Origin of the sequence: Enterobacter cloacae complex sp. AR_0002, from assembly GCF_001922365.1 — a bacterium.
Taxonomy (GTDB): domain Bacteria; phylum Pseudomonadota; class Gammaproteobacteria; order Enterobacterales; family Enterobacteriaceae; genus Enterobacter; species Enterobacter hormaechei_C.
On the sequence record NZ_CP018814.1, the window covers coordinates 4209435 to 4234170 of the forward strand.

The window sequence follows — 24736 nt, forward strand, 5'->3', positions numbered from 1 at the left end:
ATTCCTTACTGCGCCTGCACGCGCAGCTCTGCTGCGCTACGACTACGGTGACCCAACAGGGCTTTAACATCGCTGGACTTCGGCTTAACCAGCGCGAATTTCGCAGAGAACGCCGGCCAGTTGGCCAGGATCTCTTCGCCGCGCGAAGAACCGGTATGCTGCACGTGTTCGGTAATTAAGCCGCGCAGGTGTTCTTCGTGGATGGCCAGAGTATCAACGTCCAGCACTTCCACCAGCTCAGGGTTCACGCGTTTGCGGAACTCACCGTCTTCATCCAGGACGTAGGCAAAACCGCCCGTCATGCCCGCGCCAAAGTTCACGCCGGTTTTACCCAGGACGCACACAATTCCGCCCGTCATGTATTCACAGCCGTTATCGCCGATGCCTTCCACCACGGTGATGGCGCCGGAGTTACGCACCGCAAAACGCTCGCCCGCACGGCCCGCGGCAAACAGACGACCGCCGGTTGCACCGTACAGACAGGTATTGCCAATGATGCTTGCTTCATGGCTGCGGAAGGCTGAACCAACCGGAGGACGCACCGCCAGCAGACCGCCCGCCATGCCTTTTCCGACGTAGTCGTTGGCATCACCGGTCAGGTATAACTCAACGCCACCCGCGTTCCACACGCCGAAGCTCTGACCCGCGGTACCGCTGAAATGCGCGGTAATCGGATCCGACGCCAGACCCTGATCACCGTGCGTTTGCGCGATGTAACCGGAGAGAGACGCACCCACGGAACGGTCGGTGTTGCGGATATCAAACCAGAACGTTTTGCTCTGCTTCTCATCCACATACGGCTTCGCCTGTTGCAGCAGCTGTGCGTTCAGCACGCCGTTATCGAACGGCGGGTTGTTCTCGGTACAGTAAACCGCTTTGCCAGGATGCGGCTGAGCGGTTTCCAGCAGCTTGGACAGCTCCAGCTTCTGCTGCTTGGCCGTGAAGCCCTCAAGCTCTTTCAGCAGGTCGGTACGGCCAATCAGATCCACCAGACGCTTCACGCCCAGCTGCGCCATCAGCTCGCGGGTTTCACGGGCGATGAAGTCAAAGTAGTTAGTCACTTTGAACGGCAGGCCGTGATAGTGGTTCTTACGCAGCTTTTCGTCCTGGGTAGCAACGCCCGTTGCACAGTTGTTCAGGTGGCAAATACGCAGGTATTTACAGCCGAGCGCAACCATTGGGCCGGTACCAAAGCCGAAGCTTTCCGCTCCCAGAATCGCCGCTTTGATGATGTCGAGGCCGGTTTTCAGCCCACCGTCCACCTGCAAACGGATCTTGTGACGCAGGCCGTTAGCGACCAGCGCCTGCTGGGTTTCCACCAGGCCGAGCTCCCACGGACAGCCCGCATATTTCACGGAGGAGAGCGGGCTTGCGCCGGTGCCGCCGTCGTAACCGGCGATGGTGATCAGATCCGCATAGGCTTTCGCCACGCCGGTGGCAATGGTGCCAACGCCCGGTTCGGAAACCAGCTTCACGGAGATCATCGCTTTCGGGTTGACCTGTTTCAGGTCGAAAATCAGCTGCGCCAGATCCTCGATAGAGTAAATATCGTGGTGCGGCGGCGGGGAGATCAGCGTCACGCCTGGTACCGAGTAGCGAAGCTTAGCGATGTACGGGGTGACTTTATCACCCGGCAGTTGACCGCCTTCACCCGGTTTTGCCCCCTGAGCGACCTTAATCTGGATCACGTCGGCGTTAACCAGGTACGCAGGCGTTACGCCAAAGCGACCGGACGCCACCTGCTTGATACGGGACACTTTGTTGGTGCCGTAGCGGGCCGGATCTTCACCGCCTTCGCCGGAGTTGGAGTTGCCGCCGATGCTGTTCATGGCTTCCGCCAGCGCTTCGTGGGCTTCCGGGCTCAGCGCGCCGATGGACATCGCCGCAGTATCGAAGCGTTTGAACAGCTCAGACGCGGGTTCAACCTCGTCAATGCTGACCGCTTCCTCACCCGGATTGAGGGCAATGAGATCGCGCAGCGTCGCCGCGGGACGGTTGTTCACCAGCTCAGCATACTGCTGATAATCGCTGTACTCGCCGCTCTGCACCGCCTGTTGCAGCGTGCGCACTACGTCCGGGTTATAAGCGTGATACTCACCCCCGTGGACATATTTCAGCAGGCCGCCCTGTTCCAGCGGCTTACGTGCCAGCCAGGCGCGTTTCGACAGGTTCACCAGATCCTGCTGGAAGTCAGCAAAACCGGCGCCACCGATACGGCTGACCACGCCCTGGAAGCAGAGGTTGGCGACCTCGTTATGCAGGCCGACCGCTTCAAATAGCTTCGAGCAGCGGTAAGAGGCGATGGTCGAGATGCCCATTTTGGACATGATCTTGTACAGACCTTTGTTGATGCCGTTACGGTAGTTCAGCATCACAGCACGGTAGTCTTTATCGATCGCGCGGGTATCTACCAGGCGTGCCAGCGTTTCGTAGGCCAGGTACGGATAAATCGCCGTGGCGCCAAAGCCTAACAGCACCGCAAAGTGGTGCGGGTCGCGCGCGCTCGCGGTTTCAACGATGATGTTGGCATCACAGCGCAGGCTCTTGTCCACCAGACGCGTCTGGATAGCCCCCACCGCCATGGGGGCAGGCACCGGCAGACGGTTTTTCGCGATGTTGCGGTCAGACAGCACCAGCAGAACGGTGCCGTTACGTACCATCTGCTCGGCTTTGTCGCACAGCGCGTTCACCGTCTCTTCGAGGCTCGTTTCGGTCACGTCGAAGGTGATATCGAGCGTGTCGGCGCGATAGTGCTCCTCGGTCATGGTGGTGAGCTGTTTGAAATCGGAGTACAACAGGATCGGTGATTTAAAGGTCAGACGGTGCGCCTGGCCTTCGGCTTCACAGAATACGTTCATCTCACGGCCGATGCTGGTGGCCAGCGACATGACGTGGGCTTCGCGCAGCGGGTCTATTGGCGGGTTAGTGACCTGCGCAAACTGCTGACGGAAATAGTCGTAAATAATGCGTGGCTGGCTGGAAAGCACGGCAAACGGGGTATCGTCACCCATTGAGCCGACCGCTTCCTGGCCGTTTTCGCCGAGAACGCGAATAACCGAGTCCAGTTCTTCCGCGCTGTAGTTAAACTGCTTCTGGAAGCTCGCGAGGGTGTCATCGTCCAGCTCGCGGCTGCCCACTTCTTCGTCCGACAGATCTTCAAACGGCACCAGACGACGCACGTTTTTCTCCATCCACTCTTTGTACGGATGGCGGCTCTTCAGATCGTTGTCGGTTTCGGCGGAATGCAGAATACGCCCACCGCGGGTGTCGATCACCATCAGCTCGCCCGGACCGACGCGGCCTTTTTCGACCACTTCGTCAGGCTGGTAATCCCAGATGCCGACTTCAGAGGCGCAGGTGATGAGCTTGTCTTTGGTGATAACGTAGCGCGCCGGACGCAGACCGTTACGGTCCAGGTTACAGGCGGCAAAACGACCGTCGGACATCACGATGCCCGCCGGGCCGTCCCACGGCTCCATGTGCATGGAGTTAAAGTCGAAGAACGCGCGCAGCTCAGGGTCCATATCCGGGTTGTTCTGCCAGGCCGGTGGCACGAGCAGACGCATGGCGCGCACGATATCCATCCCGCCCGCCAGCAGCAGCTCCAGCATATTATCCATGGAGCTGGAGTCCGAGCCGGTTTCGTTGACGAACGGTGCGGCATCGTGCAGGTCCGGGATCAGCGGGGTCTGGAACTTATAGGTACGGGCGCGGGCCCACTGGCGGTTGCCGGTAATGGTGTTGATCTCACCGTTGTGCGCCAGGTAGCGGAACGGCTGAGCCAGCGGCCAGCGTGGAACGGTGTTGGTGGAGAAGCGCTGGTGGAACAGGCAAATGGCCGATTCCAGACGCAGATCCGCCAGGTCCAGATAGAAGCGCGGCAGGTCAGCCGGCATACACAGACCTTTATAGATGTTCACCAGGTTAGAGAGGCTACAGACGTAGAACTCTTTATCGTCCTGAAGACATTTTTCAATGCGGCGGCGTGCGATAAACAGACGGCGTTCCATATCACGCGGACGCCAGCCCGCAGGCGCGTTGACGAAAATCTGTTCAATACGAGGCAGCGAGGAGAGGGCGATTTCACCGAGCACCCCTTCGTTGGTTGGCACATCGCGCCAGCCGACAATCGACAGGGTTTCACGCTGAAGTTCTTCTTCAACGATGCGGCGTGACGCGGCAGCTTTTTCTGGATCCTGATTCAGGAACAGCATACCGACAGCGTAGTTTTTGGCTAAACGCCAGCCGCGCTCTTCCGCCACGATGCGGAAGAAACGATCCGGTTTTTGCAGCAGCAGACCGCAACCGTCGCCGGTTTTACCATCGGCAAGGATGGCGCCACGGTGCTGCATACGGGCCAGTGCGTGAATAGCAGTACGCACTACCTTGTGGCTAGGTTCGCCTTCTATGTGGGCGATCAGGCCGAAACCACAGTTATCCTTCTCAAGGGATTTATCGTACAACATATCAGTGAACCTCCCCAGGCTCGTCGGGCTTCCCACTGAACTTTACCGTGGCGCACAGGCGCAGAAAGAGCATGGCGACGGGGTTAGCGTTTCATACGCGGACCTCGCATTCGCCCTCTTTTTCATCCTTTTGCGCAGGTAAACAAGTTTGAGGACTTGCTTCAGAGGGAATCTCAATTACTGCATAAATATGATGAGCAGGCCGCTCATCCAGAAAGCTTCCAGCGGATTTCCAACTTATCGGGAATTGGTACACAGGTCAAATGGCAATCTTATTTATACAAAAATGTGCTAAAGAGTGCTTATCTAGTTGTTTTTATTGTGTATTTAACTATTTTTACAACCGCTTAAAGCACCGGGCAGGTGCAGGGGAGTGTGATCTGACTCACTATACGAAAGCGGTATTATCGATGCAGCGTGCTGAAATGCAGATTTATAGCAGAATATTAATCTGGTGTTGCATTCAATGCCGCATAAAATCACTGTTTTTCAGTCCTGGCGCTATAAATGAAAAAAACCATCAGAACATAAGGAAAAGTAATTACGTTCAGGGTGAATGAAATGTCGGTAATCGTGATTATTTATTCAAATAGATAAAAGCCGTCCAGGGCGATTGATCCAGGTCATCGCCGACAGAGGCTAAAAATGGCAGGCTTGTCCCCTTTCTTCGGGACGGTCTATCAGATTATGCAGTTACAGAAATTAGTCAATATGTTTGGTGGGGATCTTTTGCAGCGCTACGGACAAAAGGTTCATAAACTGACGCTGCACGGCGGCTTTAGCTGCCCGAACCGCGATGGCACCATCGGGCGTGGTGGCTGCACCTTCTGTAACGTGGCCTCGTTTGCTGACGAGGCCCAGCAGCATAAATCTATCGCTGAACAGCTCGCCCATCAGGCGAGTCTGGTGAACCGCGCGAAGCAGTATCTGGCCTATTTCCAGGCCTATACCAGCACGTGGGCGGAGGTGCAGGTGCTGCGCTCGATGTATCAGCAGGCGGTTGCTCAAGCGAACATTGTCGGGCTGTGCGTGGGGACGCGTCCGGACTGCGTGCCGGACGCCGTGCTGGATTTACTTAGCGAGTACAAAGAGAAGGGCTACGAGATCTGGCTGGAGCTGGGCTTGCAGACCGCGCATGACAAAACCCTGCACCGTATCAATCGCGGGCATGATTTCGCCTGCTATCAGCGCACCACGCGTCTCGCCCGCGAGCGTGGATTAAAAGTCTGCTCGCATCTGATTGTCGGCTTGCCGGGAGAAGGGCAGCAGCACGGGCTGGAAACGCTGGAAAAAGTCGTTGAGACCGGCGTGGATGGCATTAAGCTGCATCCGCTGCATATTGTGAAGGGCAGCATAATGGCGAAAGCCTGGGAAGCGGGGCGGTTATGTGGTATCGAACTCGACGACTATACGGTGACTGCGGGGGAAATGATTCGCCATACGCCGCCGGAGATTGTTTACCACCGCATCTCGGCAAGCGCCCGCCGTCCAACGCTTCTGGCACCGCTATGGTGTGAGAACCGCTGGACGGGGATGCTGGAAATCAACCGCTATCTACAGGAGAACGGCGTACAGGGGTCGGCGCTTGGCCGCCCGTGGGTTCCCCCGCTACCGGCGACGGCCGCCTAGCAGACTTCCCAGCATGCCGCGTACTATCTGGTTGGTAATCTGACGCGTCGCGCTTTTTGCCATGGTCTGAACCACGCCATCGCGTTTGCCGCCGCGTGGCCCGGTGCTGCCGAACAGAATATCTTTCAGCCCGCCGAGAATGCCGTCGTCCACGGCAACAGATTGCCCTTTTGCGGCAGGCGCATCCTGCGATTCGGCAGTCGCCTGCACCCCTTTTTGCAGCATCTCGAACGCCGATTCGCGATCCACCTCGTCTTCATACTTTCCGTACACCGGGGAGTGGTTAATCAGGCCGTTGCGTTCATCGTCCGTTACCGGCCCCATGCGCGAGCAGGGCGCAATCACCATCGCGCGCTCGACAACTGTCGGGCTACCTTTTGCATCGAGAAACGAAATCAGCGCTTCACCGGTGCCCAGCGCCTGAATGGCGGTTTCGGTATCAAAGGCCGGATTGACACGCATGGTTTGCGCCGCGGCTTTCACCGCTTTCTGATCTTTCGGCGTAAAGGCGCGCAGGGCGTGCTGCACGCGGTTACCCAGCTGCCCCAGTACGTTGTCCGGAATATCCGACGGGTTTTGCGACACAAACCAGACCCCGACGCCTTTGGAGCGGATCAGGCGGATAACCTGTTCAATTTTATCCAGCAGCACCTGCGGCGCGTCGTTAAACAACAGGTGCGCTTCGTCAAAGAAGAACACCAGTTTGGGTTTTTCCAGATCGCCTGCTTCCGGCAGTTGTTCGTACAGTTCAGAGAGCATCCACAGCAGGCTGGCGGCGTAAAGCTTCGGCATCTGGTAGAGCTTCTCTGCGCTCAGAATGTTGATGATGCCTTTGCCGCTGCTGTCGGTACGCATCCAGTCTTTGATATCCAGCATTGGCTCGCCGAAGAAGTGTTCGGCGCCCTGTTGCTCCAGCGTCAGGAGCCCGCGCTGAATGGCGCCCACTGAGGCGCTGCTAATATTGCCGTACTGGTTCTGGAAGGATTTGGCGTTATCGCCAATGTACTGGGTGATGGCGCGCAGATCTTTGAAGTCGAGCAGCAGTAGCCCCTGATCGTCGGCGATACGGAAGATAATGTTCAGTACCCCGGACTGCACGTCGTTGAGGTTAAGCAGACGAGCCAGCAGCAGCGGGCCGAGGTCGGAGACGGTGGCACGCACCGGATGCCCTTTTTCGCCGAAGATATCCCAGACCACCACCGGATTACCGTGCGGCGTCCAGTCCGTGATACCGATATTTTTCAGGCGCTCAAGCAGTTTTTCTGACGCTGCACCTTCCTGAGCCACCCCAGTTAAATCGCCCTTCACGTCAGCCATAAAAACCGGCACGCCAGTCTCTGACAACGACTCAGCCAGCTTTTGCAGGGTAACGGTTTTTCCCGTCCCGGTCGCGCCGGTGATCAGGCCATGACGGTTCGCCATCGCGGGCAGTAAAAACAGCTCTTTTTCCAGCGTCCTGGCGATTAGCAATGGTGTACTCATGATGCACGTCCTCTCGTAGTCCTGGGTGGAGTATAGGCAACCTGACGGCAAAATGTCTGCGTAAATTCCTCACTTTGCGGCGCATTATCCAGTGCGGGCTATGCTTTTGCATACGGTAAACAAAATTTTGGGAAACTATGTCCAGATTCTTTTTTAACGACCGCAAACAGCTTGTCAACGATGCCATTGAAGGCATACTTCTCTCCGCGCCGCACGGTAATCTCGTCAAACTGGATATCGATCCGGCCATCCGCGTGGTGGCTCGCGGCGACTGGGATAAAAGTCGCGTGGCGGTGATCTCCGGTGGCGGCTCCGGCCATGAACCGGCACATGCCGGGTTCGTCGGCAAAGGCATGCTTACCGCAGCGGTGTGTGGCGATCTGTTCGCCTCCCCAAGCGTGGATGCGGTCCTCAATGCCATTGTGGCGGTGACGGGCGACCGTGGCTGCCTGCTGATTGTGAAAAACTACACCGGCGACCGGCTTAACTTTGGCCTGGCGGCGGAAAAAGCCAAACGCTACGGCCTTAAGGTCGAGATGGTTATCGTGGCGGATGATATCGCCCTGCCGGATAACAAGCAGCCGCGTGGTATCGCGGGAACGGCGCTGGTGCATAAAATTGCGGGATATGCGGCAGAGCAGGGGAAATCGCTAAACGACGTGCGGGATATTGCGCAACAGGCCTGCGATAACCTCTGGAGCCTGGGCGTGGCGATGCAAACGTGCAACCTGCCGGGCAGCGATGATGAAGGGGGGCGCATTAAACAAGGCCATGTCGAGCTGGGTTTGGGCATTCACGGCGAGCCGGGAGCTTCCGTCGTGGATACGCAAAACAGCAAAGCCATTATCGACACGCTGGTGACGCCGTTACGCGCGCAGGCGGGGGAAGGGCGTTTTGCGGTGCTGATTAACAATCTTGGTGGCGTATCGGCGTTGGAGATGGCGCTGCTGACCAAAGAGCTGGCGCACTCGGCGCTGAAAGAGAACATTGCGTATCTGATTGGCCCGGCGCCGCTGGTGAGTGCGCTGGATATGAAAGGCTTTTCGTTAACGCTGCTAAAGCTCAACGATTTCTTCGAGAAGGCGATTCACGCCGAGGTCGAGACGCTGGGCTGGCAGAAGCCCGTGGCGTTCGCGCCCCTGCGTACCGTCCCACATAGCGCCCTTCATGATCGCGTGGAATATGCCCCGTCGGACAATACGGAGGTGAGCGAGGCCGTCGCCTCGGTAACGAAAACATTGATTCAGCTGGAAAACCGCCTTAACGCGCTGGATGCCAAAGTAGGCGATGGCGACACGGGCTCCACTTTTGCGCAAGGGGCGCGGGATATTGCGCAGCGACTTGAGGAGAACAACCTGCCCCTTAACGACGTGCCGACATTACTCCTGCTGGTAGGCGAGCGGCTGGCAACGGTGATGGGCGGATCGAGTGGGGTGTTGATGTCGATCTTCTTCACGGCGGCAGGACAAAAGCTTCACGATGGACAGCCGCTACCTGAAGCCTTGCTGAGCGGACTTGCGCAGATGAAGCAGTATGGCGGCGCGGATCTCGGCGATCGTACGCTGATCGATGCGCTGCAACCGGCGCTGGAGGCGTTACAGAAAGGCAATATTCAGGCGGCAGCGCAGGCCGCGCAGCAGGGCGCCGAAGCAACGGCAAAAATGGCGAAAGCCGGCGCGGGACGCTCGTCGTATGTGAATAAAGAGAATCTGGACGGGGTGATGGATCCGGGGGCAGTCGCGGTGGCGGAAGTTTTTAAGACCATGGTAGATGCAAAACGGTAACAACCGTTACCGTTTTTAGTGTTTGCGCCCTCTCCCTGTGAGCTGAGGGATCCCCACAAAATAATGCCTGCACAGACGGCCCCCTCTCCCTTGAGGGAGAGGGTTGGGGTGAGGGCATCAGGCCGCACATTCCCCGGCAATGTCACATCAAAAATCCGCTTTCAACACCACGCGGTAGCGGGCTTTGCCGTCGCGCACGTGCTGGATTGCTTCGTTGATTTTTGACATCGGATACAGCTCGGTGGTGGGTGCCACTTTTGTGCGTCCGGCAAACTTCATCAGCTTGCGCAGCTCGTACGGTGTACCGGTCGCGGAGCCTGACACGCTGCGATCCCCGCCGATCAGGGTAAACGCCGGAACCGGCAGCGGCTTCATCACCGCACCCACGGTGTGGAAGTTACCGCCGTAGGCCAGGGCTTCAAAGTACGGCTGCCAGTCGAGATCGACGTTTACCGTGTTGATGATCAGGTCAAACTGGCCTGCCAGGGCGGTGAGTGCCTGAGGATCGCGGCTGTTCACCACTTTATCCGCACCCATCGCCAGCACTTCCTGCTCTTTCGCCGGGTTAGAGCTGAACGCCGTCACTTCACAGCCCATCGCATGCAGCAGTTTGATGGCAATATGCCCCAGACCGCCAATACCGATCACGCCCACGCGGCTGGTGGCAGTGATGTGATGCATCAGCAGCGGTTTAAATACGGTGATGCCGCCACACAGCAGCGGACCGGCGGATTCGATATCAATGCTGTCCGGCAGCGGGATAACCCATTGCCAGTCGGCGCGCAGCTTATCGGCGAAACCGCCCTTGTTAAGGATGGTCGGCGTTGCGCCCTCAAGGCAGTTGATCTGGTTGCCGCTGATACAGGCATCGCAGTGACCGCAGCTGCGTGCCGTCCAGCCGATACCCACGCGCTGGCCCACTTTCAGCCCTTTGTCCTGCGCGGCGCTGCCGAGCGCCACGACGCGGCCAATGACTTCGTGCCCGGCAACCAGCGGATAGCTGGAAAAGCCCCATTCATTGTCGATCATCGAGAGATCCGAGTGGCAGATCCCGCAGTAATCAACCTGTACTTCGACGTCTTCCGCTTTTAGTTCGCCCGCATCGTACTCGTACAGCTCAAGTTCTGCACCCGCCTGCGGTGCGGCGTAGCTTTTTATCTTCGACATCGCGTTTCCCCTGTTTTGGTGTGAACTGTGAGTGTAGAGCATTCAGTTTACAGACGCTTAACAGAAGACGGCAGGAACGAAACTTACAGACTTTTCAGCATCCTGACTTCGCAGTCCACGTGGCCCGTGCAGCCCAGTGGCGCATCGATATGCTCAAAGCCCAGATGCTCATACAGGCCAATGGCCTCTTTAAGGAAAGCGGTGGTTTCGAGGTAGCAACGTTTAAAGCCCTGTGAGCGTGCATGTTCCAGGGCGACCAGCGCCAGCTTTTTCGCCAGGCCTTGTCCGCGTATCGTTGGCAGGAAATACATTTTCTGAAGTTCACAGATATCCGGCTCGCTGCAAAGCAGTGGGGCAATGCCGCCGCCGCCCACGACCTGGCCGTCCTGTTCAATGACCCAGTAGGCATGACCCGGCTGGCTGTACAGCTGAAAAAGTTCGTCCAGATTGGGGTCGGCCACGGTGTAGCCTTTGTCGGCGGTCAGGCCATATTCGGCAGAAACCGTGCGGATAACGGCGGCGATAGCCGGGTTGTCCTGCTCAGTGATCCGACGCATTGTCGTCGCGACGGGGGTAATCACGCTCATAGCATTACTCATGACAAAAATTGACACACAACTGCTGTTAATAGCACCGCAGAAAGGGGAGTGCAAGCGAGGAGTTTTCAGGAAGGATACCCCTTACGCCCTGAAGCGTAAGGGGTAAAAGCATTACAGGGCTGCGATAACCGCCTGCTGCTCGATCAGTTTGGTCTTCGCATCGGCGAAGGCAACCAGACGCTCACGCTCTTTGGCGATGACCGCTTCCGGCGCGCGGGCCACAAAGCCCTCGTTCGCCAGTTTGCTTTCGATTTTGCCAATTTCCACGTCGACTTTCGCCACTTCTTTCGCCAGACGCGCCAGCTCCGCGTCTTTGTCGATCAGGCCCGCCATCGGGATCAGCAGCTCCGCGCCGTCGATGATTTTGGTCACGGAAACCGGACCTTTGTCATCGGCAGGCAGCACGGTGATGCTTTCCAGACGCGCCATGGTTTTCAGGAATGTGTTGTTCTCGGTGACGCGACGAACGGCAGCTTCGCTGCAACCGCGCAGCAGCAGCTCCAGTGGTTTACCCGGAGAGATGTTCATTTCCGCGCGGATGTTACGTACCGCAACGATCGCCTGTTTCAGCCACTCGGTATCCGCAGACGCGGCTTCATCCACTTTCGCGGCGTCGAATGCCGGGAACGGCTGGAGCATGATGGTATCGGCATTAATACCGGCAATCACCTTCACGCGCTGCCAGATGGTTTCGGTGATGAATGGAATGATCGGGTGCGCAAGGCGCAGCAGACCTTCCAGAACGGTAATCAACGTATTACGCGTGCCGCGCAGTTCCGCTTCAGAACCACCGTTCATGACCGGCTTCGCCAGCTCCAGGTACCAGTCGCAGAACTGGTTCCAGGTGAATTCGTACAGGATGCCTGCCGCGATGTCGAAGCGGTAGCTGTCCAGCGCGTCGCGGAACGCTTTCACCGTCTGGTTAAATTCCGCCAGGATCCAGCGGTCTGCCAGGGAGAGGGTCATCTCGCCGCCATTGAAGCCGCAATCCTGATCTTCGGTGTTCATCAGCACGAAGCGGCTGGCGTTCCACAGCTTGTTACAGAAGTTACGGTAACCTTCCAGACGCTTCATATCCCAGTTGATGTCACGGCCGGTGGAGGCCAGCGCCGCCAGGGTGAAGCGCAGGGCGTCGGTACCGTGAGATTCGATCCCGTTCGGGAACTGCTTCTCGGTACGCTTGCGGATTTTCTCCGCCAGCTGCGGCTGCATCATATTGCCGGTACGTTTTTCCAGCAGCTCTTCCAGAGAGATACCGTCCACCATATCCAGCGGGTCGATAACGTTACCCTTGGATTTGGACATCTTCTGGCCTTCGTCGTCGCGGATCAGGCCGGTCATGTAAACGGTATGGAACGGAACCTGCGGCTTGCCGTCTTCGTCTTTGATGAAGTGCATGGTCATCATGATCATGCGGGCGATCCAGAAGAAGATGATGTCGAAGCCGGAGACCATCACGCTGGTTGGGTGGAACTGACGCAGCGCGTCGGTGTTTTCCGGCCAGCCGAGGGTAGAGAAGGTCCACAGCGCGGAGGAGAACCAGGTATCCAGCACGTCTTCATCCTGGCGCAGGGCAACGTCAGCGCCCAGGTTGTTTTCCTGGCGCACTTCCTCTTCGGTGCGGCCAACGTAGACATTGCCTTCGTTGTCGTACCACGCCGGGATACGGTGACCCCACCACAGCTGACGGGAAATACACCAGTCCTGAATATCGCGCATCCAGGAGAAGTACATGTTTTCGTACTGCTTCGGCACGAACTGAATGCTGCCGTTCTCAACCGCTTCCACAGCCGGTTTCGCCAGCACGTCGGCACGCACGTACCACTGGTCGGTCAGCATTGGCTCGATAACTACGCCGCCACGGTCGCCGTACGGCACGGTCAGATCGTGAGGCTTAATCTCTTCCAGCAGGCCGAGCGCGTCAACGGCGGCTACGATGGCTTTACGCGCGGCAAAGCGCTCCAGCTTCTGGAACTCAGCCGGGATGTCGCTGGAATAAACGTCGGACTCGTTGCCTTTGGTGTCATACACTTCTGCGCTTTCGCGGATATCGCCGTCGAAGGTCAGAATGTTGATCATCGGAAGTTGATGACGACGACCGACTTCATAGTCGTTGAAGTCATGCGCCGGGGTGATTTTCACGCAGCCGGTGCCTTTTTCCATGTCGGCGTGTTCGTCGCCCACAATCGGAATACGGCGGTTCACCAGCGGCAGCACCACGAATTTGCCGATCAAATCTTTATAACGCGGATCTTCCGGGTTAACGGCCACGCCGGTATCGCCCAGCAGGGTTTCCGGACGGGTGGTCGCCACCACCAGGTAATCTTTACCGTCGGCGGTTTTCGCACCGTCTGCCAGCGGATAGCGGATGTGCCACATGGAGCCTTTAGACTCGCGGTTTTCCACTTCCAGGTCAGAGATGGCGGTACGCAGTTTCGGGTCCCAGTTGACCAGGCGTTTGCCGCGGTAAATCAGGTCTTCTTTGTACAGACGGACGAAGACTTCTTTCACGGCGTTGGACAGGCCTTCGTCCATGGTGAAGCGCTCGCGCTCCCAGTCCACGGAGTTGCCGAGGCGGCGCATCTGACGGGTAATGGTGCCGCCGGATTCTGCCTTCCACTGCCAGATTTTGTCGATGAACGCGTCGCGACCGTAGTCGTGGCGGGTTTTACCCTCTTCAGCGGCAATTTTACGCTCAACCACCATCTGGGTCGCGATACCCGCGTGGTCAGTCCCCGCCTGCCACAGGGTGTTTTTACCCTGCATGCGCTGGTAGCGGATCATGGTGTCCATGATGGTCTGCTGGAAAGCATGCCCCATATGCAAACTGCCGGTGACGTTCGGCGGCGGGATCATGATGCAGAAGGACTCTTTGCTTTCGTCGCCGTTAGGCTTGAAATAGCCCTGCTGTTCCCAGTGCTCGTAAAGCGGCTGTTCGATATCGCGTGGGTTATATGTCTTTTCCATTATTTCCAGGTTGCCGTATTCAGGTTAAAACCGGCCAGGCGGTACGCTTTGTAGCGTTCGCGCGCCAGTTGTTTCAAAGATTCTTCGTAAGGGACAAAGTCTACCACTTCTGTGAAAGCGGTGGCAAAATCTGCAAAGTCTGTCCGCAGGCTAATGAGAATATCGCGCGCGCTACTGTTGCGTTTTTGCGGCCAGGCAATCTCCACCGGTGCCCCGCCGCGTGGACCTTCGCCCGACAGGTTATGCGGAACAAAACTCTCCGGCGGGCGCGCCCATAGCGCTTCATCCAGGCGAATTGCTTGCTGCTCATCTTCACAGGCAATCAGGACGCGTTTACCTGCGCGCCAACGTTCTGCGGCAATTTCACACACCAGTTGTTCAACGGCGCTGAGGCCATCCTGATGGGTGTCATTGTCCAGAAGGTAGAACGTTGCATTCTTCATATATGGGGTTTCTTGTCGTGGATTTAAATGCAAAGCCGGGTAAGCGTAGCGCCACCCGGCGTTTATCATTACTCGTCGCCGTTAAAACCCGCACGATTGAGCAGGAACTGCGACAGCAGCGCCACCGGACGTCCGGTCGCGCCTTTGGCTTTTCCGGAGCGCCATGCGGTCCCCGCGATGTCCAGGTGCGCCCAGTTGTACTTACGGGTAAAGCGCGCCAGGAAGCAGCCCGCGGTAATCGCCCCGCCAGGACGACCGCCGATGTTTGCCATGTCTGCGAAGTTAGACTCCAGTTGTTCCTGGAACTCGTCCCCCAGCGGCAGACGCCACGCGCGGTCGCCGGCCTGTTCGGACGCGCCGATCAGTTCATGCGCCAGCGGGTTGTGGTTCGACATCAGGCCGGTGATGTGATGCCCCAGCGCAATCACGCAGGCGCCGGTCAGTGTAGCCACGTCAATCACCGCTTCAGGTTCGAAACGCTCAACGTAGGTCAGCACGTCGCACAGTACCAGACGACCTTCGGCGTCGGTGTTCAGCACCTCAACGGTCTGGCCGGACATGGTGGTCAGCACATCACCAGGACGATAAGCGCGGCCGCCAGGCATGTTTTCGCAGCCCGCCAGCACGCCGATCACGTTGATGGGCAACTGAAGTTCCGCGACCATGCGCATAACGCCGTAAACCGCCGCCGCGCCGCACATGTCGTACTTCATCTCATCCATGCCTTCTGAAGGCTTGATGGAGATACCGCCTGAGTCGAAGGTCAGCCCTTTACCGACGAGCACGATCGGACGCGCATCTTCAGACGGATTGCCCTTGTACTCAATGACTGACATCAGGGATTCGTTCTGGGAGCCGTTACCGACCGCCAGATAAGAGTGCATCCCCAGCTCTTTCATCTGCTGTTCGCCGATAACGCGGGTGATAACGTTCTTGCTGTAGGCGTCAGCCAGCTGGCGCGCCTGAGACGCCAGGTACGCGGCGTTACAGATGTTTGGCGGCATATTGCCAAGATCTTTTGCCGCTTTGATACCGGCGGCAATGGCCAGACCGTGCTGAATGGCGCGCTCGCCGCTGGTCAGCTCGCGACGGGTTGGCACGTTAAAGACCATTTTACGCAGCGGGCGACGCGGCTCGCTTTTGGTGGTCTTCAGCTGATCAAAGCTGTAGAGGCTCTCTTTTGCGGTTTCGACGGCCTGGCGCACCTTCCAGTACGTGTTGCGGCCCTTAACGTGCAGCTCCGTCAGGAAGCAGACGGCTTCCATCGAACCAGTATCATTCAGTGTATTAATGGTTTTCTGAATAACCTGCTTGTACTGGCGCTCATCAAGCTCACGTTCTTTACCACAGCCAATCAGCAGAATACGCTCGGACAGGACGTTCGGAACATGGTGCAGCAACAAGGTCTGCCCTGGTTTGCCTTCCAGTTCGCCACGGCGCAGCAGGGCGCTGATATAGCCGTCGCTGATTTTATCGAGTTGCTCGGCGATCGGGGAGAGTCGGCGTGGTTCAAAGACGCCCACAACGATGCAGGCACTCCGCTGTTTCTCCGGGCTACCGCTTTTTACACTGAACTCCATGCACTACGCTCCTGAATCTTAAAGACAACGGCGGCGGCTACGGATAGAATTGAAACCTTTCGTAACTCATGTCCGCCGTTGTGGTGACTTCGTGTTAATCTTACGTTACTACGGTTTCGACACGTCAATAAATGTCATGAAGCGCGAATCCGCCGGGTTTTTTAATCTTAGCGATGATTTCGACGACTCAAGAGAATAAATGACGTTTAAGCCATGAAACAAGCTAAATTCCTGCATAAGACGAGTTTTAACGGGCGTATTTAAAGTGATAATCATAAGATATCTGGTTCGGGAGACGCTGAAGAGCCAACTGGCGATCCTCTTTATCCTCCTTCTGATCTTTTTCTGTCAGAAGCTGGTCAGGATCCTCGGCGCGGCGGTTGATGGCGAAATCCCAACGAATCTGGTGCTTTCCCTGCTCGGGCTTGGCGTGCCGGAAATGGCGCAGCTTATCCTGCCGTTAAGCCTGTTCCTTGGTCTGCTGATGACCCTGGGTAAGCTCTATACCGAAAGTGAAATCACCGTGATGCATGCCTGCGGCCTCAGTAAAGCCGTACTGGTAAAAGCAGCCATGGTGCTGGCGCTGTTTACGGGCATTGTTGCCGCGGTTAACGTCATGTGGGCGGGGCCGACCTCCTCTCGTCATCAGGATGAGGTGCTGGCGGAAGCAAAAGCTAACCCGGGGCTGGCGGCGCTGGCGCAGGGGCAGTTCCAGCAGGCGACCGACGGTAACTCCGTGCTGTTTATCGAAAGCGTTGATGGCAACCGCTTCAATGACGTGTTTCTTGCTCAACTGCGCCCGAAAGGTAACGCTCGGCCTTCTGTGGTGGTGGCGGACTCCGGTCAGCTGTCTCAGCGTAAAGACGGCTCTCAGGTTGTCACGCTGAACAAAGGAACGCGTTTCGAAGGCACGGCTATGCTGCGCGACTTCCGTATTACCGATTTCCAGAACTACCAGGCCATCATTGGTCATCAGGCCGTCGCGCTCGATCCAACGGATACTGAGCAGATGGATATGCGCACCTTAATGAATACCGATACCGATCGTGCGCGTGCTGAACTGCACTGGCGTATCACGCTGGTATTCACCGTATTTATGATGGCGCTGATGGTGGTTCCGCTGAGCGTGGTGAACCCGCGCCAGGGCCGCGTGCTGTCGATGCTGCCAGCGATGCTGCTGTATCTGGTGTTCTTCCTGCTGCAAACCTCAATCAAGTCTAACGGCGGGAAAGGAAAAATTGACCCGATGATCTGGACCTGGGTCGTGAATGGTTTGTATCTGCTGCTGGCAGTCGGACTCAACTTGTGGGACACGGTGCCTGTGCGTCGTCTTCGTGCCCGGTTTACGCGTAAAGGAGCCATCTAATGCAGGCGTTTGGCGTACTTGACCGCTATATCGGTAAAACGATTTTCACCACCATCATGATGACCCTGTTCATGCTGGTGTCGCTCTCGGGCATTATCAAATTTGTCGACCAGCTGAAAAAAGCCGGGCAGGGGAGTTACGACGCGTTGGGTGCCGGGATGTACACCCTGCTCAGCGTACCAAAAGATGTGCAGATCTTCTTCCCGATGGCGGCCCTGCTGGGGGCGTTGCTGGGCCTGGGGATGCTGGCTCAGCGTAGCGAGCTGGTGGTGATGCAGGCATCTGGCTTTACCCGTATGCAGGTTGCGCTGTCGGTAATGAAAACCGCGATCCCGCTGGTGCTGTTGACCATGGCGATTGGCGAATGGGTCGCGCCGCAGGGCGAACAGATGGCGCGTAACTACCGTGCTCAGGCTATGTACGGTGGTTCGCTGCTCTCCACGCAGCAGGGGTTATGGGCGAAAGATGGTCAGAACTTCGTCTATATCGAACGCGTGAAAGGGGACGATGAACTGGGCGGCGTGAGCATCTACGCCTTCAACAACGATCGTCGTTTGCAGTCGGTGCGTTATGCCGCCTCCGCTAAATTTGATGCGAACAACAAGCTGTGGCGGTTATCCCAGGTTGATGAATCTGACCTGACGAACCCGAAACAGATCACCGGTTCGCAGACCGTAAGCGGTACCTGGAAAACCAACCTGACGCCGGACAAGCTTGGCGTGGTAGCGCTCGATCCCGATGCGCTCTCCATCAGCGGTCTGCATAACTACGTGAAGTATCTGAAAACGAGCGGACAGGATGCGGGGCGTTACCAGCTCAACATGTGGAGCAAAATCTTCCAGCCACTGTCCGTGGCGGTGATGATGCTAATGGCGCTGTCGTTCATCTTTGGACCGCTACGTAGCGTGCCGATGGGGGTCCGCGTGGTAACTGGTATCAGCTTTGGTTTCGTGTTCTACGTCCTCGATCAGATTTTCGGTCCGCTGACACTGGTGTATGGCATTCCGCCAATTATCGGCGCGCTGTTGCCGAGCGCCAGTTTCTTCCTGATCAGCCTCTGGATGCTGCTAAAACGCTCCTGATAAAACGTCTTCCTCGCTCCCGCTAGCCCGGGGGCGAGGCTAATCTCCTGTTTCACCCCGCACTTTTTCTCACAACCTTCAACGCCTCGCCGTGAATTTGAGTATTATTGAGCGATAAAGTCGTGAAGGGATCCTCTATGAAGCAAATTCGAATGCTGGCCCAGTACTACGTCGACCTGATGATGAAGCTCGGGCTGGTGCGTTTTTCCATGCTGCTGGCGCTGGCGCTGGTCGTTCTGGCCATTGTCGTGCAAATGGCCGTGACCATGGTTCTGCATGGTCAGGTCGAGAGCATCGACGTGATCCGCTCTATTTTCTTTGGCCTGCTGATCACCCCATGGGCGGTCTATTTCCTCTCCGTGGTGGTTGAGCAGCTGGAAGAGTCCCGACAGCGTTTATCGAAACTGGTGGATAAGCTGGAAGAGATGCGCGAGCGCGATCTTAAACTCAACGTTCAGCTCAAGGACAACATTGCCCAGCTGAATCAGGAAATTTCAGACCGTGAGAAGGCGGAAGCCGAGCGTCAGACCACGCTTGAGCAGCTGAAAATTGAGATGAAAGAGCGCGAAGTCACGCAGATCCAGCTTGAACAGCAATCCTCTTTCCTGCGCTCGTTCCTCGATGCGTCGCCGGATCTGGTGTTCTACCGTAATGAAGATAAAGAGTTCTCCGGCTGTAACCGGGCCATGGAACTGTTGACCGGGAAAAGCGAAAAACAGCTGATCCACCTGAAACCTCAGGATGTCTATTCCGAAGAGGCGGCAGCAAAAGTGATGGAGACGGATGAAAAGGTCTTCCGCCATAACGTTTCGCTGACCTATGAGCAGTGGCTGGACTACCCCGACGGGCGCAAAGCCTGCTTTGAGATCCGCAAAGTACCTTATTACGACCGGGTGGGTAAACGTCATGGTCTGATGGGCTTTGGCCGTGATATCACCGAGCGTAAGCGCTATCAGGATGCGCTGGAGCGCGCCAGCCGGGATAAAACAACCTTCATCTCCACCATCAGCCATGAACTGCGCACCCCGCTGAATGGCATTGTGGGGCTGAGCCGCATTCTGCTGGATACCGAGCTGACCAGCGAGCAGGAAAAATACCTCAAAACGATCCACGTCTCGGCGGTCACGCTGGGCAATATCTTCAATGATATTATCGACATGGATAAGATGGAGCGCCGTAAAGTTCAGCTCGACAACCAGCCGGTTGATTTTACAGGCTTCCTCGCAGACCTGGAGAACCTGTCAGGTTTGCAGGCCCAGCAAAAAGGGTTGAGCTTTGTGATGGAGCCGACGCTGCCGCTGCCGCATAAAGTGGTGACGGACGGCACGCGGCTGCGGCAGATCCTGTGGAACCTCATCAGCAATGCCGTGAAGTTTACCCAGAAGGGGCAGGTTGCGGTGCGCATTCGCTATGACGAAGGCGACATGCTGCACTTTGAAGTTGAGGACTCGGGTATCGGCATTCCTCAGGAAGAGCAGGATAAGATCTTCGCCATGTATTATCAGGTTAAAGACAGCCACGGCGGTAAACCGGCGACCGGTACGGGCATTGGCCTGGCGGTGTCGAAACGTCTGGCGAAAAGTATGGGCGGGGATATCACCGTTGCCAGCCAGCCGGGTAAAGGCTCCACCTTTACGCTTACCGTCCATGCGCCTGCCGTAGCGGAAGAGGTGGAAGATACGTTTGAGAACGACGATATGCCGCTGCCAGCCCTGCACGTCCTGCTGGTGGAAGATATTGAGCTGAACGTCATTGTCGCCCGGTCGGTACTGGAAAAACTCGGTAACAGCGTGGATGTGGCGATGACCGGCAAAGCCGCGCTGGAGATGTTCACGCCGGGCGAGTACGACCTGGTGCTGCTCGATATTCAGCTACCGGACATGACCGGACTGGATATCTCCCGCGAGCTGACGCGCAAATATGCTCCTGACGAGCTGCCGCCGCTGGTGGCGTTGACCGCAAACGTGCTGAAAGATAAAAAAGAGTACCTCGAGGCCGGAATGGACGATGTGCTCAGCAAGCCGCTGGCGGTACCTGCCCTGACGGCGATGATCAAGAAGTTCTGGGATACCTGTGATGAAGAGGAGAGCACCATGACGTCTGTTGATAGCGCCAAAGCCCAAACGATACTGGATACCGCCATGCTGGAGCAGTATATCGATCTGGTAGGACCAAAACTGATCACCGATGGCCTGGCCGTGTTCGAAAAAATGATGCCGGGCTATCTGAACGTGCTCGAATCCAACCTGACGGCGCGTGACCAGAAGGGCATCGTCGAAGAGGGACATAAAATCAAAGGCGCGGCAGGATCGGTCGGGTTACGTCATCTCCAGCAACTGGGCCAACAGATTCAGTCGCCTGATTTACCTGCCTGGGAAGATAATGTAGGTGATTGGGTCGAAGAGATGAAACAGGAGTGGCAAAACGATGTGGCAGTGCTGAAAGCCTGGGTAGATGCCAGAAAAAAATGACCCCGGCTATACCGGGGTGCGCGAATACTGCGCCAACACCAGGGAAATCGTGGCTGCGCCTGATTTTTGTGGGTTGTTTTCGCATGGACGCCGCCTGAAAATTGAGGCCGCACGCAGATAAGATAGCAAATCTTAAACAGTTTGTTACATGAATCAGTGAAATGTGTGAAGCATAGCGTTTTAATCAGAATTTTTAATGTGCTTCAGCGAGTTGCTTAGAAGGATCGTCAGAATGAAGAAAGTGGGTGTCGTGCTGAGCGGATGTGGCGTTTACGATGGTTCAGAGATACACGAAACCGTATTAACGCTGCTGGCATTATCGCGGCAGGGGGCAGACGTTATCTGCTTCGCGCCGGATAAAACTCAAGCAGACGTAATGAATCATCTTACCGGCGAGCCAATGGCGGAAAGCCGTAACGTGCTGATTGAAGCAGCACGTATTGTGCGTGGAGATATTCATCCGCTGGCACAGGCCGATGCCGCTGAACTTGATGCGCTCATCGTGCCGGGCGGCTTTGGCGCGGCAAAAAACCTGAGCACGTTTGCAACAGAAGGCGCGGCGTGCCATGTCGATCCCGATTTGAAAGCGCTATCGCTGGCGATGCATGCAGCAGGTAAGCCGCAGGGCTTTATCTGCATTGCGCCAGCCATGCTGCCGAAAATTTTTGATTTCCCGCTGCGGCTCACGATCGGAACCGACATTGATACCGCTGAAATTATCGAGGATATGGGCGGCGAGCACGTGCCATGCCCGGTCGACGACATTGTGGTGGATGAGGACAACAAAATCATCACCACGCCGGCGTATATGCTGGCGCAGAATATCGCTGAGGCTGCCGCAGGCATTGAAAAGCTGGTGGACAGAGTGCTGGTTCTTACCGAATGAGTCGTAAATTATCCCCTGGCGGGTGGTTAAAACGGATCCTGCTGCGTATTGTGCTGGTCCTGGCCGTTTTTTGGGGCGGAGGCATTGCGCTGTTCAGCATCCTGCCCGTCCCGTTCTCCGCCGTGATGGCAGAGCGGCAGATTAGCGCCTGGCTCTCGGGTGATTTTGGCTATGTTGCCCACTCAGACTGGGTCGGCATGGATGAAATCTCCCCGTGGATGGGGCTGGCGGTCATTGCGGCAGAAGATCAGAAATTCCCGGAGCACTGGGGTTTTGACGTGGCGGCTATCGAGAAGGCGCTGGATCATAATGAACGTCATGAAAACCGCGTCCGCGGCGCGTCGACGCTTTCTCAGCAGACGGTAAAAAACCTGTTCTTATGGGACGGTCGCAGCTGGGTGAGAAAAGGGCTGGAGGCCGGGCTGACGCTGGGCGTCGAGACGGTGTGGAGCAAAAAACGCATTTTGACCGTCTACCTGAATATCGCGGAGTTTGGTGACGGCGTGTTTGGCGTCGAAGCGGCATCGCAGCGCTATTTTGGCAAGCCCGCCAGCAGGTTGACTATGTCCGAAGCGGCACTCCTTGCCGCCGTGCTGCCGAACCCGCTGCGTTTTAAGGCCAGCACCCCGTCAGGCTACGTGCGAAGCCGCCAGGCGTGGATTATGCGCCAGATGCGTCAGTTGGGTGGGGAAGGGTTTATGGAGCGAAATAATCTTATGTAGGGCGGGTAAGCGCAGCGCTACCCGCCGACATGGCGAACGTTAGTCTTCGTCAAACCCGGCGTTAAACAGGGCAATCACTGCCGCCAGCGCTTCTTCTTCCTGCGGGCCGGTGGCTTCAACTTCAATCTGGCGGCCTTTGGCAGAATCCAGCATCAGCAGGGCGATCACGCTATTGGCTTCTGCCTCGGTTCCCTCGTCGTTGCGCAGCAGCACCTCAGCATCAAAACCCTGCATCAGCTCAAACAGCTTCATCGCCGGGCGCGCATGCATACCCAGCTTATTGGTGATTTCGACGGTCTGTTTTACGGTCATGTTTTGCGTTTTTCCAGCGTGCGATGACGGGACTGAACGTTCTTTCCGCGTGAGCGGAAGTAATCGGCCAGCTGTTCGGCAATGTAGACCGAACGATGTTTACCGCCGGTACAGCCAATCGCCACCGTCAGGTAGCTGCGATTGTTTGTTTCCAGCATAGGTAACCATAGCTCAAGGTAGCTTCGCGTCTGGTAGATAAAATTGTGTACTTCTGTGTGTCGGTCGAGGAACGCCGCCACCGGCTTATCCAGACCGGTCATCGGACGCAGTTTCGGATCCCAGTGCGGGTTCGGCAGGAAACGCACATCAAAAACGTAATCCGCATCGATAGGTATGCCGTGCTTAAAGCCGAAGGATTCAAACACCATCGTCAGTTCACGCTCGCGCTTGCCGAGTAAGCGCGTACGCAGCATTTCCGCCAGCTCGTGGACGGACATTTCAGAGGTGTCGACAATCAGGTCGGCCCGCGAGCGCAGCGGCTCAAGCAGATCGCTCTCTTTATCGATGGCGCTTTCCAGCGAAAGATTTTTACTGGAGAGCGGATGCAAACGACGTGTATCGCTGTAACGGCGGATCAGCGTGTTGCGGTCAGCGTCCAGGAACAAGAGCTGAGGCGAGAAGCATTCCGGCAGGCTGTTCATTGCCTGCTCGAAGATTTCCGGCGATTCCGGCATGTTACGCACGTCAATACTGACGGCGGCAGAGATTTGCCTGTCCGCCAGCGTCCGCGCCAGATCGGGTAACAACACTACCGGCAGGTTATCTACACAGTAAAATCCCATGTCTTCCAGCGCGCGCAGGGCCACGGACTTCCCGGACCCCGAACGACCGCTGACGATCATCAGCACCATGTTCCGTTTCTCCTCAGGGCAGCCGTTCTGAAGGCCCTTTCCCGATTATGCCTCATCCTGATTGCCTTCTGCTTCAGTGATAATTTGATAAAGCTCTTCATCACTTTGGGCTGAGCGCAGTCGACGACAAATGGTTTTATCCGCCAGACGTTTGGCAACCAGCGACAGCGTGTGCAGGTGGGTCTTGGTCTGATCGGCAGGAACCAGCAGCGCGAAGAGCAGATCCACAGGCTGGTTATCAATGGCGTCAAAAGCGATAGGCGTTTCCAGTTGCACAAACACCCCCACGGCACGCAGCGTATCTTCTTCCAGCTTGCCATGCGGGATCGCAATGCCATTGCCGATGCCGGTACTGCCCATTTTTTCACGAGTCAGAATGGCTTCAAACACGATCTGCGGCGGCAGACCCAGCTGTTTTGCGGCCAGCTCACTGATGATTTCCAGCGCACGTTTTTTGCTCTGGCAGTGAACGCCACTGCGGGTACAATCCTGGTTAAGGACATTGCTCAGTTGAAGAGCGGAATCGTTGTTTATCATAATTTCACCTAAGCGCTAACTGTACAAATGGCCTGTTGTGTTTCACAACAGGCCGTCCTGCACCCGTTAACTGCCCGGACAATTAGTGTTGTTTCAGTTTATCTTTATGTTTATTGAGCTGTCTCGCAAGCTTATCAATCAAGCCGTCGATAGCCGCGTACATGTCTTGCCCTTCCGCACTGGCATGGAGTTCCCCTCCGTTGACGTGCAGGGTCGCATCCGAGATATGCGTCACTTTCTCCACTTTCAACACAACATAGACCTGGTTGATCCTCTCGAAATACTGCTCGAGTTTCGCAAACTTAGTGTTTACAAAATCGCGTAAAGCCTCAGTAATCTCGACGTTATGTCCGGTGATATTGAGCTGCATAGTGTCTTCCTTATCGGTTGTG

At 56.6% G+C, this 24736-nt stretch carries 18 protein-coding genes; 7 read left to right on the top strand and 11 right to left on the bottom strand.

The features are described 5' to 3' along the window. Positions 1-5: 5 nt before the first annotated feature. A complete protein-coding gene (gene gltB / locus AM329_RS20865; protein WP_032607995.1) occupies positions 6-4466 on the bottom strand; it encodes a glutamate synthase large subunit in 4461 nt (1486 codons plus the stop codon). Between the two features lie 687 nt (positions 4467-5153). On the opposite strand from gltB, the gene AM329_RS20880 reads away from it, so the two are divergent. Then, entirely contained in the window at positions 5154-6095 is a 942-nt protein-coding gene (locus AM329_RS20880) for a TIGR01212 family radical SAM protein (protein ID WP_057979951.1), read from the top strand. Here the strand turns inward: AM329_RS20880 and AM329_RS20885 are convergent. Beyond that, on the bottom strand, positions 6075-7577 hold the full coding sequence (locus AM329_RS20885) for a helicase HerA-like C-terminal domain-containing protein (RefSeq protein ID WP_022651918.1): 1503 nt from the start codon (positions 7575-7577) through the stop codon (positions 6075-6077). The two genes, AM329_RS20880 and AM329_RS20885, sit on opposite strands and share 21 nt — an antisense overlap. Before the next feature lie 137 nt (positions 7578-7714). On the opposite strand from AM329_RS20885, the gene AM329_RS20890 reads away from it, so the two are divergent. Continuing rightward, the gene (locus AM329_RS20890; protein ID WP_022651917.1) at positions 7715-9361 is read left to right on the top strand and encodes a dihydroxyacetone kinase subunit DhaK; all 1647 of its coding nucleotides are present in this window, start codon (positions 7715-7717) and stop codon (positions 9359-9361) included. A 147-nt stretch (positions 9362-9508) separates the two neighbouring features. Here the strand turns inward: AM329_RS20890 and AM329_RS20895 are convergent, their stop codons facing one another. The 5 genes from AM329_RS20895 to pepA form a co-directional block, all read right to left on the bottom strand. Then, positions 9509-10528, bottom strand: coding sequence for an NAD(P)-dependent alcohol dehydrogenase (locus AM329_RS20895; protein ID WP_003861889.1), 1020 nt, complete (start codon positions 10526-10528; stop codon positions 9509-9511). A gap of 83 nt (positions 10529-10611) precedes the next feature. Beyond that, positions 10612-11115, bottom strand: coding sequence for a GNAT family N-acetyltransferase (locus AM329_RS20900; protein WP_003861887.1), 504 nt, complete (start codon positions 11113-11115; stop codon positions 10612-10614). A 123-nt stretch (positions 11116-11238) separates the two neighbouring features. Then, positions 11239-14094, bottom strand: a complete 2856-nt coding sequence (locus AM329_RS20905; RefSeq protein WP_003861885.1) for a valine--tRNA ligase — start codon at positions 14092-14094, stop codon at positions 11239-11241. Then, positions 14094-14537: a DNA polymerase III subunit chi gene (holC, locus tag AM329_RS20910; RefSeq protein WP_003861884.1), complete on the bottom strand. Its 444-nt coding sequence runs from the start codon at positions 14535-14537 to the stop codon at positions 14094-14096. Before holC ends, AM329_RS20905 begins: the two co-directional genes overlap by 1 nt. 68 nt (positions 14538-14605) lie before the next feature. Then, positions 14606-16117, bottom strand: coding sequence for a leucyl aminopeptidase (gene pepA / locus AM329_RS20915; RefSeq protein ID WP_003861882.1), 1512 nt, complete (start codon positions 16115-16117; stop codon positions 14606-14608). 265 nt (positions 16118-16382) lie between these two features. Between pepA and lptF the strand changes: the two genes are divergently transcribed. The 5 genes from lptF (at position 16383) to mtgA (ending at position 22644) form a co-directional block, all read left to right on the top strand. Continuing rightward, positions 16383-17483 carry an LPS export ABC transporter permease LptF gene (gene lptF / locus AM329_RS20920; RefSeq protein WP_003861881.1) on the top strand — a complete coding sequence of 367 codons (1101 nt, stop codon included), beginning with the start codon at positions 16383-16385 and terminating at the stop codon, positions 17481-17483. Further along, positions 17483-18565, top strand: coding sequence for an LPS export ABC transporter permease LptG (gene lptG, locus AM329_RS20925; RefSeq protein WP_032607992.1), 1083 nt, complete (start codon positions 17483-17485; stop codon positions 18563-18565). The genes lptF and lptG overlap by 1 nt, the downstream gene beginning before the upstream one ends. Before the next feature lie 137 nt (positions 18566-18702). Beyond that, complete coding sequence (arcB, locus tag AM329_RS20930; RefSeq protein ID WP_000809803.1) at positions 18703-21036, top strand: aerobic respiration two-component sensor histidine kinase ArcB; 2334 nt, start codon at positions 18703-18705, stop codon at positions 21034-21036. A 232-nt stretch (positions 21037-21268) separates the two neighbouring features. Then, positions 21269-21922 (top strand): isoprenoid biosynthesis glyoxalase ElbB, encoded by a 654-nt coding sequence (gene elbB / locus AM329_RS20935; protein WP_023314910.1) that lies wholly within the window; start codon positions 21269-21271, stop codon positions 21920-21922. Then, positions 21919-22644 carry a monofunctional biosynthetic peptidoglycan transglycosylase gene (gene mtgA, locus AM329_RS20940; RefSeq protein WP_003861874.1) on the top strand — a complete coding sequence of 242 codons (726 nt, stop codon included), beginning with the start codon at positions 21919-21921 and terminating at the stop codon, positions 22642-22644. Before elbB ends, mtgA begins: the two co-directional genes overlap by 4 nt. Positions 22645-22683: 39 nt before the next feature. Here the strand turns inward: mtgA and npr are convergent, their stop codons facing one another. The 4 genes from npr to hpf form a co-directional block, all read right to left on the bottom strand. Next, on the bottom strand, positions 22684-22956 hold the full coding sequence (gene npr / locus AM329_RS20945; protein WP_003861872.1) for a PTS phosphocarrier protein NPr: 273 nt from the start codon (positions 22954-22956) through the stop codon (positions 22684-22686). Further along, positions 22953-23807, bottom strand: a complete 855-nt coding sequence (gene rapZ, locus AM329_RS20950; protein WP_003861870.1) for an RNase adapter RapZ — start codon at positions 23805-23807, stop codon at positions 22953-22955. Before rapZ ends, npr begins: the two co-directional genes overlap by 4 nt. 45 nt (positions 23808-23852) lie before the next feature. Further along, positions 23853-24344, bottom strand: coding sequence for a PTS IIA-like nitrogen regulatory protein PtsN (gene ptsN, locus AM329_RS20955; protein WP_003861869.1), 492 nt, complete (start codon positions 24342-24344; stop codon positions 23853-23855). A gap of 82 nt (positions 24345-24426) precedes the next feature. After that, on the bottom strand, positions 24427-24714 hold the full coding sequence (hpf, locus tag AM329_RS20960) for a ribosome hibernation promoting factor (RefSeq protein WP_003861866.1): 288 nt from the start codon (positions 24712-24714) through the stop codon (positions 24427-24429). Positions 24715-24736 lie beyond the last annotated feature (22 nt).